The organism is Bdellovibrio sp. HM001, assembly GCF_055397275.1.
In genome coordinates, this window is sequence record NZ_AP029174.1 from 2996760 (window position 1) to 3008151 (window position 11392).

An 11392-nucleotide genomic window follows, 5' to 3' on the forward strand; every position below is an offset into this window, starting at 1 on the left:
AAATTAACTAGTCCTTTTTGAAGATATGGAACTGGTAAACGCCAGTTCCATCTTTTTTTTGCGCCCACTGATTCGTATCAATCAGTTCAGTCCACCCCTTCAGATCAATAGCCGTTGGCGCCCGCATAAATGAGCGGATCACCATCTGAGTCCCGGCTTTGGATTCCGGATTCAAACGCTGCAGGATCTGATTGGCGTCTCGCTGTTCCAGATAAGAAATTGTGTCAGACAGCGAAATAAAGTCATAGGCGTGCTTTGGAAGTTCTTCCAGCAAATTCCCATGCAGATAGCGCACTTCGGTTTTGGACTTTTTCACCGCGGCCACGATATGTTCATGAGCCTCCAAGGGCAGGCCTTCTTCATAGGCAATACGACCCAGGAAAAGAATCTGCATGAAATAGTTTTTGCGCACCAATTGTGTGCGGAAAATACGATCGAACTCTTCCGTGATAAACTGCCAGGGAGCGCGTTCTTCAGTTTTATGTTCGGCGCGACCGCTGAAGTGGCCTTTATACAGGTATTTGTTAAAAACAAACTCACTGGCAGCCACACGGATAAAGCTGTTCCAACGGATCTTCGGCCAGTGCTTTTCATAAAGCTCGATCTGTTCATGCAAACTTTGAGCGGCAAAAACCTTGCTAAAATCACACTGTAAAACATCGCGGAAAAGATAACCCAGCTTCTGGAAGTGAGACTCCCAGCGCCCCAGCAGGATGAAGCCCTTTTCTTTCCAGCCGTCCACACGGTCATTCCAGTACTGCGTAGCTTCCGGCGAAAGCTTCAGGCGCTGATACAGTTCCACACGATTGTCACCTTCGTCATGGCCTCCTTGCAAAGCCCCACGATATCCCAGAAGGAACAGATATTCTTCATAGGTCAAAGTCTTCATCGCCTGCAAACGCAGTTCACAAAGATAAAGCTGGGACACAGACATATCGATGACATCCAGATTCTTCGGATTGCGCGCAATCAAAGGAAGACAGCGGGCACCAGAGCCCGCAATGCTGAACACACGCCCGGCATTTTCCGGCAACAGATCAAACTCGATGCGGGTGTCTTCGTTCGACAGAGTGTAGTTTAAATCTGAGAAATATTCCTTTGCCATTGCCGACTCCTGTTAAAAAGGCAAGCTGCCCGTCATTTCCAAACGAAGGCCAACAACATAGCCTCCGGTGATTTGTTCATACATATCGTAAAGTCCGCCATCACTGCCTTCATAATTCTGGGCAAAGACTGACGTGGTTAAATAGTCCGTCCAGTTATAGCCATAACTGGCATTCACAAAAAGATCGTTGGTATTAACATTCTGATAGACCTGCATGAACACGTCATGACGGCTGGGGTTCCACTGCGCGCTGACGTAATACGAGGTCTGGTATTCAGACTTCGTCAAACTGTTCACCTGAAAGTAAGTCACTTGAGGCAGCACGATCCAGTTCCCTAAAAACAGATCCATTCCCAAGGTCCCAAAGCTGCGATCACTCCTCACCGAATCAGGCAAAGTTGTATCGTCCACATACCCATATTCAAATTTCGGCACGGCATGCTCGAAGGCATAGTTGGCCGTCACACCATAGTGGTTGACGTTTAGAATCTGTGCCGTCATGGCTGACAGACTGAAGCCCCACAGATCGGCCTTCACCCGGCCGCCAAAACTGGTGTTTTTATCCTCTTTAAGATCAGGCACTGGGACCGGATATGTGGTCTCGGCCGTTTCTCCGATTCCGACCAGATCCAGGGACCAGCTCTCACGAGCAAAAGAAAATGAAACTCCGGTCGGATGAGTCAATTGATCCTGAAACGGATCAAAAAACAGACGTGACCAGCGACGGCCGGACCACACATCCAAAGAAGGCTGTGACCACATTTCACTCCAGCGAATGGCCTGACGACCGACTCGCACATAGAAAGAATCCAGTTTAAACTCCAGATAGGCTTCTTGCAGATAGCCACGCGAAGGTGATTTACGGATAAAGGCCTGATCCTCATTGGCTTCAAATTCACCAAAACCTTCCACGAAAACACCGAAAGGCCCCATATTGCTGTTGAGTTTTCCTTTGACGATCAGGCGATTGGCCAGCTCGTCTTCTTTCCCACGAATATACTCATAGCGAGGGGCAAACACCAGGTCCGCCCTCGCCATCGGAGTCAGCAATAAAAGAAATAACGGAATCAGGCGCAGCACTTTACTTCATGCTCTCCATATTACGAACTGTGAAGAAGGAATCATTGAAGTCCTTCTTATCCATGGAAAGAATACGGATGTGGCTGACCTGTTTGTTGGTGTCTTCAATTTTCAAAGTGGTCGGACGAACCGCACCAGAGATGTTTTTGTAGTCTTCAAAGCTGGCCCTCTTCAAAACCGTCTTGCCGTTAAGACCCAGGTATTCAGCACGCTGAGGGGCAAAGGTGCCCTTTTTCAACCACAGACGGACCCATGCATAGGTCAGATTGTCCTTGTTTCCCTTGAGCAGCAACTGCACTTCATCCTTGGTCTCGGCTTCTTTGGTCACATCGTAATCGCCGTACCAGCGTGTGCGCGAGATATCACCGTTGGCCACCTGACCGCTCAGCTTCTGAGCCAATGACAAACGCATGGAGCGTTTCAAATTCGGCACATAGGCATGAAAGTCACGGTCCAACATCAGCATGTTGCGACCCTTGTCGCGGGCTGGTTCTTTTGTCACGATCAGGGTTTTATCCTGACCTTTCAAGTACACCTGAAACACTGAGGTGTTTTCCGGGGTTTCCACTTTGATTTTCATTTCATAAGATTCAGCAGGGTTGCGAATATTGTCGGCCTTTTTCACCCACTCGACCGGATTTTCTGCAAATGCATGCAAAGAGATAAACAAGCTGCTGATCGCCAAAAGTGTCTTCATGACATCTCCTTATTTCTTTCTTCTAGATAACGCGAGTTCTCGGGTCAGGGCAATTTCCTTATCCGTAATGATCCCGGTGTGTCCCTGAATGGCAGCCAGTTGAACTCCATGTCGGCGCGCCATGCGATAGATTTGTTTCACCTTGTTCCATTCAATATCACGGCCCATGGTGAAGGGTTCATACTGCCCTTCCAAAGTCAGCAGGGCCGTTTCGGCCAGACAGGCATACACGGCTTTTCCCGGCAGTCCCATTTCAAAGTTCATTTCCACAGGTCCTGGCAAAACCACTTCGCCTGATTCAATGATTAAAACATCCGGTCGTTTCTTGGCATCTTCGATATCAAAATCCAACGGGCGTGAACAATCACACACCACGGCACCTGGCTTTAAGCGCATCACATCCACGATCTTTTGATCGAAAGCGGACGTCGCTGTCACCAGCACATCCGCGTCCGGTGCCAACTCATTGGCGTCCGTGGTGATGATGACCTCGCACTTTGGTGACATGGCCTGAATTTCCTGCCTTAGTTCTTCCAAACGATTCAGACGAGGCGCCACCAGACACAGTTTTTTAAAAATCATGGACAGCAGTTTGGCAGAAACCTTCCCGATAGAGCCCGTGGCCCCGATGACCATCGCCATTCCATCCACATAGCCAGTTTCCGGGTTCTGTTTCAACAAGTGCATTCTTTGCACCACATCGGCCAGAGCCCACAAGGTTGCCGATGCACTCAGGCTGTTTCCGGTTGTCACCGGAATCGGACTGTTCTGATTGATAGTCACACCCTGATCACCCACAATCTTGGTGTACGCCCCCAGTCCGATCATTTTTGCTCCCCGGTTGGCGGCATCGTAACAGATGCTTTCAATCTTGCGATAGATCACCTCGGGGTCGGAGGCTTTTAAAACCTTGGGTGTTGCTGGCAGCGCATAGATTACACCATTGATCTCTTTTCCAGTTTCGGCGCTGATAATGTGTTTGATGTGACCATACACGAATGGCGGTGCTTTGGCAGCCATTCGATCAAAGGAATCATTCCATTCCTTCGGCATATGCTTCAACACTCCCAAACCCGGAACATGCATAAAGTCATTGTGAGAAAGTGCATGGATTACGAAGGCAAAGTCCGGTTCGGGCTGCTTGAATATCTTATTGCGAACAGAGTTGATCCCCTGAGATATCTTCGTCTGTGTTGAAGAGTTTCTTGTCATCACGTATTTACGCGCGACTTGACGGATTTCGACATCTTCGGTGATCAGCTGTTCCCATTCTTCAATGGAAAGAGCGGCTGTTCTTTTATGCGACAGACGCAGCATCGCATCCAGAACTGAGTAGTTCATGTAAGGATGCACGCGGTAGTTTTCAGGGAACAGATTAATAATGCTGCGAGGAGAGTACTTTTTCGCCTCTTCCTCCATCGCCGGATGCGAAGACCAGATCACCAGATCTTTCCCGCGCACGAAGTCCGTGGCCGCATCAAAGAGCAGCAACAGCGGCAGGTCACAGAAGACGTACTGCACGTCCTCCACCTGCGCCGCCAATGAGGATCGACTGATTTTCTGCAACTTGCTTTGCGCCAAAGGCGTGTTGTTTTTCAGATCCTTGATATTGGCAACATTCAAAGCCAGCTTTGAAATCGTCATCAATCCAGGGAATGGCTGAATCATCCAGGGAAGGCCCAGCAAAGAATACGCGTCACCAATATAGACAGATTTGCGATAACGATGACGGATGTACTCTTCAAGCTCTGTCGAAAGCACCGCCGTGGGGAAGAAAGTCCCCCGCTCCGGCTGAATGCTACCGGATTCAATATGTTTTACCAGCGAGTTGATATTGGCAATTTCACGCAATCCCGTCCCGTCACACAACGGCACCGGCGATGGTGTCGCCATGATCTCAAGATACTGCCTGTGCACATAACTTTTCTGATCCAGTTTGATCACCGGCGGAAGACTGGTCAATGCAAAGGCATCGACCTGGTTGCGCAGAGTTTCGATCAGGCGTTTGACAGATTCCACAGAAAAATTGGCACTGAAACGCTGAACCTCGTAATGGTCCCCGGCAAAATCAAATTCATAAGCGGCATCCCAATGCGGACGACCGAAACTGATCTCAGCGATTCGATACGTACGCTTCATAACCGCTCCAGAACTTTTGTTCGTATTGGAAGAATTCTGGACACCATGTCTCGCCCAGGATTGCCCGGGTGGCGGTGGTGTCATAGATGGGGAAATTCATCAGATAGTGCAATTCCTCTTCCGGGAATCGCGCGATGAAACTGGAAATTTTTAAAATCAAAGCTTCAGAAATCTTGTCCACCAGGACAACGCCCTTGTGAGGAATGGCCTGGAATTTCAAAGCCGACGTATACAGATCTCGCACTGACAGTCCTTGATTCGGAGTCACATGGAAGCTGTGATACCCCTGCGGTTTGTTTTGCACTGCCCATTCACAGAACTTTACAATCGCTTCCGCACATTTATCCACGGGCACCAAAGGCAAACGTGTTTTTTCATTCCCTGGAAGAGGCAATGACGTCGGAATGGATTCCACCACCGCGCGGATCTTATTAAATGCTTCGGCAGCATGATAAGGCCCGTCGATCCTTTCAATCGCCCCGGCCTTCGTGTCACCAACCAAAACGCCCAGACGCAGATTGATTCTTCCGGTGGTGTGTCCCACCGGCCAGTTCTGCAGGACCTGTTCTCCGTGAGCTTTGGATTCAGAGTACGCATCAGGAAAGGGTTTGGCGAAATTCAAGTCATGAGGTCTTACAACACCCAGACTGGAGTTGATTCCCGCCGCCACGGTGCTGGTGTTCACAAAGAAAGGAACACGAAGAGCTTCGGCGACTTTCAGTGCCGTGCCCATTGCAGAGATATTGTGCTGATAGCAGTCCACTTTCGCGGCCGTCAGATCGTACAGACCCGCCATGTGCAAAAAGACGGAATAGTTTTTTGAGCGCAGGGATTCCAGGTCCAGGCCGGCATTCCACTGACACAAATCCCCCTGGACTTCCGTCTTGCCAGAACGGGACAGAACGTCGACTTCGAATTTTTCACGAAGCAAAGGAAGAACTCGCTTACCAAGGAAGCCTGTGCCCCCGGTTACGAGAATGCGTGGTTTGGTCACTGTGACCTCCGAATAGACTTACTGCCGGACCATCACGGGAAGTCCGCGATGAATGCAGCGGACGGTGATGTCCTGAACGTCTCTGAGAAGGATCTCGCCATCCCCGAAGAAAGTCAAAGAACGCTGGGGATTCTGGCTCTTTAGTCTGAACTCTTTAAGCTCGAATGACTTGAATGCCGACGACTTTTCCACGGTGCCACGGCGGATATGATAAGCCGCCAAAGCCTGCGACGGAATATTATTGGTTTCAGATAAAAGTAAATTGACCGTTCCATCTGTGTTGGAGGTAAACGGAGCCGGCACAAAGCTGGAGCCGATCTTCTGCTGGTTGTTGACCAGGACAATGGGAGAGGTGGTCTCGACATTCACCTTGCCGGGAATTTCAATTTCCAATCCCCAGCCCTCAGGATTCCAGGTGCGAATCGCCTCGGCCGTCATCATGGAATAAACGCTCGGGCCCATTTTCTTCACGGCATGATAACTTTTCTCTGCCAGGAAACGATAGGCTTTTGCCGACTTGGGATTGTTGGCTAGAGCCTGCAAATTAGAACGGAATTTATTGGCCAGTTCCGCAGCTTTTGCCGGAAGACCCAGGCCTCCGTTGGTCAACATATAGGCGCGCTGATCCTGCGCGGATATTTCGATCACATCGATGTTCTTCACGACACCTTCAAAGATGTTGCGAACGGCGGTATCAATTCTATGAGAAACGCCAATTTCGTGCGCCAGATCATTCGCTGTTCCCGATCGAACAATCGCAATCGGAGGAATGTGGGCGCCATCCCGATATTTCATCAGGCACTGCAAGGTCACATTGATCGTCCCATCACCACCACAGATAATAAAGTGATCCGTCTTCTGAGCCATCTCTTCCTGAACAAAATCAAACATTTCCATCATCGTCGAAGGACGACAGAAACGCAGATCGCAGCGGAAAAGCGCTTCACGCACCTTCGCCTCGATCAACTCTGCATTCACAGAGCCTGCTTTTGAATTCACCAGAACAGAGACTCGCATATTATTTCACTCCGAAATAACGATGAAGCAAGTCTCGTACCGCGGATCGATCGCTATGGGAACCAATTAGATTAGATCTCAGACTCTAGAAGTGGGGCTAAAACGTCATTTTGGCACCGCTGACCAAAAAGTGATCACTTTGAGACAACAGATGACTCATAAAAAAGCGGCCTTCGTGGCCGCTTTTCTTTACGCTACTGTCATGGAGCTTAAGTGGATCTTAAAAGCTCGGGAATGGATTTCTTCAACAACTTCCACACCGGCCACAAGCTGGCCAGAACCGTGGCAATCATGGGTAACAACAACGCCTGGATATAGTGCCCCGCCTGAATATCCAAAAAGACAAAGAACTGCCTTGTGATTCCCGGAGCCGGAGGCATCGGAATTCCTTTGGAAAGCAAGGTCTTGTCCACCAAAACGGCCAGACAGATTCCCAAAAAGCCCCCCAGAATTCCCAGCAAACTGTTTTCGATCATCAGGATCTTAAACAAGCGACTGCGCTTTTCCCCATTGGCGCGCAGGGCCCCCATCTCACCCGCCCGCTCTAACAAACCCACGGAAATCACATTGAAGATTCCCATGGCCACAATCACCAGAATAATAGAGCGGATGAAAGAGAACTGCGCATTGAGGAAGTCCACCGAGTTTTGATAGTAGTTCTTATCCAGAATCTCAAACGGCACAGCCTCCAGTTGTGGATTGGCTTTGCGCAAATCACTGTCCACCTGAGACCACGTCTCGACACCTTTTGTTGCTAACGAGAACATCTCCACACGCTGGGTATCCAGCAACTGCTGGGCTTGCTTCAGGTCCACACGATAGAAGGAATCATCAATGATCTTTTTTCCAGTAAAGAAGATCCCGGCCACCGTCAGATCCGCGCCGTTCAGCTGACCATTCACTGTTTGTGTCAGCAAAGTCACCACGTCCCCGGCCTTGGCATCGATGCTCTCTGCCAGACCTTTTCCAAGAATGATCTGATCTTGTCCCTGCAGATCGTGACCTTCGATAAAGTTCATCTCGGTGAAGAATGTGTTTTCCCTTTCCGGGATCACACCCTCGCCTTTACCGCCCAATGTAATGCCGCCTTTGACGATGAAGGAATAGAACGACACCCGCGGGAACACTTGAGTCACCGCCGAAGAGCTGCGAATCTGCTGTTCAATTTCCTCAGGGTTTTCAAACCACAACTTCCATGGGGTTTCATGGACCTTGCCATAATAATTCTGCGGGAACACCTGGCCATAGCCGTAGTAACCATGAATGACATTTTCACGATACTGATTCATCACGCCGGTGTTGAAGCCCTGATAGATCAGCAAGCCTGCCGCCCCCAAAGCCACCGTACAAAGACTGGCCCAGGTTCTGCGCGGATTACGGAATAGATTTCGCCAGGAGATTTTTAGAAGTTCCAACATTACACAGCCCCTTTATCAATCTGCCCGTCTTTCATGCGATACACCGACTTGGCAAAGCTGACCAGATGCGAATCATGAGTTGAAAAGATAAAGCTGGTATTTTCAGACTTCTGCAGTTCCTTAAACGCGTTGATGGTCTTTTCCGCCGTCACAGAATCCAGGTTGGCTGTGGGCTCATCCGCCAGGACCACCGCAGGCTTTTTGGCAATCGCACGCGCAATCGCCACACGCTGACGCTGACCTCCGGAAAGCTCCAGAGGTTTCTTTTTCGCATGGTCCGCAAGACCCAGAAGATCCAAAGTTTCCATTGCCACTTTGTGGGCGTTGGACTGGTTGTAACCCAAGGAAGGCAGGAAGTAAGAGGTGTTTTCCAGAACCGTCAGGGTCGGAATCAGATAGAAGGCCTGAAAGATAAAACCGACCTTATGTAAACGAACATTTTCTTTTTCCGATTCCTTCAGATGTGTGACGTCTTCACCGGCGAACTCCAGATGGCCGTTGCTGGGAGTATCGATCAAACCCAAAAGGTTCAGCAAAGTGGTTTTTCCCGTTCCACTGGGCCCGACGATACAGGTGAAGCATCCTTTTTCCAGTTCCAGATCAATGCCCTTAAGAACCGGCACCTGTTCGCCATTCCACAGATAGGAATATTCGAGTCCCTTAAGACGATAAAGAGCACTCATGCTGCTGACTCCTTTAAAGATAAAAACGGAAACCCAGAGTGATATAGCCGCCAGAAAGATTCAAGTCCCGGCTGTCGCCGGAAGCATCCGTGACTTTATCGCCACTGTTGACGGGGCCTTTGAATGTTGTGACGGATTTGGTGTATTCCAGATTGTCGATATTCAGTTGACGATAACCGAACTCCACCACAATCGTGGTCGTGTCTGTCAACAAACCTTCATACCCCAACGAAGCATTCAGCATCGTTGCAGAACCCTTGGCCTCGATCCCATGATCCGTGACACCCGGATAGGCGGCCTGACCGGCGGCGGTCAAAGTATAGTCATTTTTCAGGGTGATACTGGCGCTGCCCACACCGACGGAAACAAAAGAGCGAGAGGTGTTGTTCCCGTGCAGGTTCAACTCCAGAGCCAGCTTTGGTGCATATCCCAGAATTTCACTGTTGGCACTGTACAGCTCGGTCCCGGCATTTTCCGCACGGGAACCTTCCAGATTTGTAGGCTTTAAAACTTCAAATCCAAAGCGCAAACTGGCCGCCGGCCGGGAATAAATAAACCCGAACTCGCCCGCGTAATTGTAGTTCACCGTTCCGCTGTAACTGACAGAAGCAGAGGCCTCATTATCCAAAGCCGCAGTCCCCACCTGAGAACCTCCGGCACCGACACCGAAATAAGCTGCGAAGGATTCTTTGTTGATGTTGAAAACCCGGGCCTGTGCCGAGGTTGCCGTCAAAATCAGAGCTGCAGAGAGCAGGAAGTGCACTTTCACTTCCTACTCCGTGATCAAATCAATAACGACTTTGCTGGTGCTTTTTTTACCAGCCACCTGATAAACACGCACTTTGGTGTTTTTCTTCAGATCCATCGTCAGGTTCAAAGAACCGTCCACCGGGTCCAGACTCATCTGGGTGCGGGAAACTGCCAATGAAGATTTCATAATCGCGGCCAGTCTGTTTTGGTCCACATTAGAGCGAGGCATTTGTGCAAAGTCGATCACCAGACGCTGAGGATTCTTTTTCAGTTCGGCATAATAATATCCGGGCCAACCCTTCAAAGGAGCCCCGTTCATATCACCGACATCAAAGACCAAACGCTCGACTTTCTTTTTCGCGTCTGCAGTTCGGCGCACATCCATCAAAGTAAATGCACTGCCAGCCAAACCACCGTAGCTGGCTCCCTCGCCGCTAAGAATTTTTGTCGCGACAGGTTTTGTATTTTTAGAAGAAATCGCTGCCTGGCCAGGAACAGCCAAAAGCAGAGCCATTACACATCCAATGTACTTTATCATGGTCGACTCCTTTCGATCATCACCCTCTAAGCCTAAAGGGGAACAAGCCGTCTGCCAACCCCCAAACTCAGTTCGGACTTACTTTTGACAGAGCAAGTGTGCAGCCAAAAGTAAGTCCGAACCTTTTGGGGCGCCGAGTGACGATTTTGGGCAGCTTTTTGTAAAGTCTGGGGTTAAGGACGAATATATGGCACCTGAGTTTCTCAAAAGAAGGCACGAAACTTGGAATACAGATCCATGTTGAAGAATTTTTTAACTTTTGGGAGTGCTTTATGAAAAGGCTCATTTATTTACTTTTCACCGTTTTCGCTTTGGCTGCCTGCCAACCCGACAAAGATGGCGGCGGCGGCAATCAAACAACGGCCACAACTCCGTTGCAACTGAACTGTATCAATGGAACATCGAACTGTAATACGAATGCCTATGGGTACTATCAGGGCTTCCAGCCTTATAACTTCCCGTACATCAACGGCTATGGCTACGGCTACAATTACGGTTTCAACTACAATAACGTTTTCATCAATCAAGGTTTCTGCGGATGCCCTCACGGTTATCTTCCGACTTACAACGGAACGATGGGCCTGGGCTGTATCCAACAGAACCTGATCTATGACAACCCACCAGGACAGTTGTTCTATTGGTCTTACTCCAATGGCTACACCTATGGTTACATCTGGAGTTACGTTCCAGCCGCACCACAGGTGGCGACGAACTTCCCTCAGTATTCCAATATTCCATCGGCACCCAACAGCTTCGGTTCTTGCTCCCAGAACCTGACCCGCAGCTGCATTCTGAGCCAGGCCAATTCTTGCGACACAGGGGCGACCTGCCGCCAAGTGATTGCTGGCTCAAACTTGGGCGTCTGTGTAAAAAACTAGAGAGCCGCGGCGGACTCTCGACCGTTCTTACGGAATAATACGCCGCAACATCATGGGCCCTCAGAAGGTAAAACCACTGAGGGCCCTTTCTTT

The 11392-nt window shown here is 49.6% G+C and carries 11 protein-coding genes; 1 reads left to right on the plus strand and 10 read right to left on the minus strand.

Translation table 11 applies throughout. From position 1 onward, the window contains the following. Positions 1-7: 7 nt before the first annotated feature. The 10 genes from ACZ5ZZ_RS14105 to ACZ5ZZ_RS14150 all read right to left on the minus strand — a co-directional run bounded on the left by ACZ5ZZ_RS14105 (position 8) and on the right by ACZ5ZZ_RS14150 (position 10421). Positions 8-1105: a BtaA family protein gene (locus ACZ5ZZ_RS14105; RefSeq protein ID WP_464118327.1), complete on the minus strand. Its 1098-nt coding sequence runs from the start codon at positions 1103-1105 to the stop codon at positions 8-10. 12 nt (positions 1106-1117) lie between these two features. Next, positions 1118-2185 carry a hypothetical protein gene (locus tag ACZ5ZZ_RS14110; RefSeq protein ID WP_464131904.1) on the minus strand — a complete coding sequence of 356 codons (1068 nt, stop codon included), beginning with the start codon at positions 2183-2185 and terminating at the stop codon, positions 1118-1120. Position 2186: 1 nt separating this feature from the next. Beyond that, positions 2187-2882 carry an outer membrane lipoprotein-sorting protein gene (locus tag ACZ5ZZ_RS14115; RefSeq protein ID WP_464131905.1) on the minus strand — a complete coding sequence of 232 codons (696 nt, stop codon included), beginning with the start codon at positions 2880-2882 and terminating at the stop codon, positions 2187-2189. A 9-nt stretch (positions 2883-2891) separates the two neighbouring features. Next, positions 2892-5021 (minus strand): dehydrogenase, encoded by a 2130-nt coding sequence (locus ACZ5ZZ_RS14120; protein WP_464131906.1) that lies wholly within the window; start codon positions 5019-5021, stop codon positions 2892-2894. Further along, positions 4996-6015, minus strand: a complete 1020-nt coding sequence (locus ACZ5ZZ_RS14125) for an SDR family oxidoreductase (RefSeq protein ID WP_464139966.1) — start codon at positions 6013-6015, stop codon at positions 4996-4998. Before ACZ5ZZ_RS14125 ends, ACZ5ZZ_RS14120 begins: the two co-directional genes overlap by 26 nt. 18 nt (positions 6016-6033) lie before the next feature. Further along, complete coding sequence (locus ACZ5ZZ_RS14130; RefSeq protein WP_464118335.1) at positions 6034-7032, minus strand: diacylglycerol/lipid kinase family protein; 999 nt, start codon at positions 7030-7032, stop codon at positions 6034-6036. A 209-nt stretch (positions 7033-7241) separates the two neighbouring features. Further along, positions 7242-8450, minus strand: coding sequence for an ABC transporter permease (locus ACZ5ZZ_RS14135; RefSeq protein ID WP_464139968.1), 1209 nt, complete (start codon positions 8448-8450; stop codon positions 7242-7244). Next, positions 8450-9133: an ABC transporter ATP-binding protein gene (locus ACZ5ZZ_RS14140; protein ID WP_464118337.1), complete on the minus strand. Its 684-nt coding sequence runs from the start codon at positions 9131-9133 to the stop codon at positions 8450-8452. The genes ACZ5ZZ_RS14135 and ACZ5ZZ_RS14140 overlap by 1 nt, the downstream gene beginning before the upstream one ends. A 13-nt stretch (positions 9134-9146) precedes the next feature. Continuing rightward, positions 9147-9902: a hypothetical protein gene (locus ACZ5ZZ_RS14145; RefSeq protein ID WP_464139970.1), complete on the minus strand. Its 756-nt coding sequence runs from the start codon at positions 9900-9902 to the stop codon at positions 9147-9149. Between the two features lie 3 nt (positions 9903-9905). Next, entirely contained in the window at positions 9906-10421 is a 516-nt protein-coding gene (locus ACZ5ZZ_RS14150) for a hypothetical protein (protein ID WP_464118340.1), read from the minus strand. Between the two features lie 272 nt (positions 10422-10693). On the opposite strand from ACZ5ZZ_RS14150, the gene ACZ5ZZ_RS14155 reads away from it, so the two are divergent. Next, a complete protein-coding gene (locus ACZ5ZZ_RS14155; protein WP_464118342.1) occupies positions 10694-11299 on the plus strand; it encodes a hypothetical protein in 606 nt (201 codons plus the stop codon). Positions 11300-11392 lie beyond the last annotated feature (93 nt).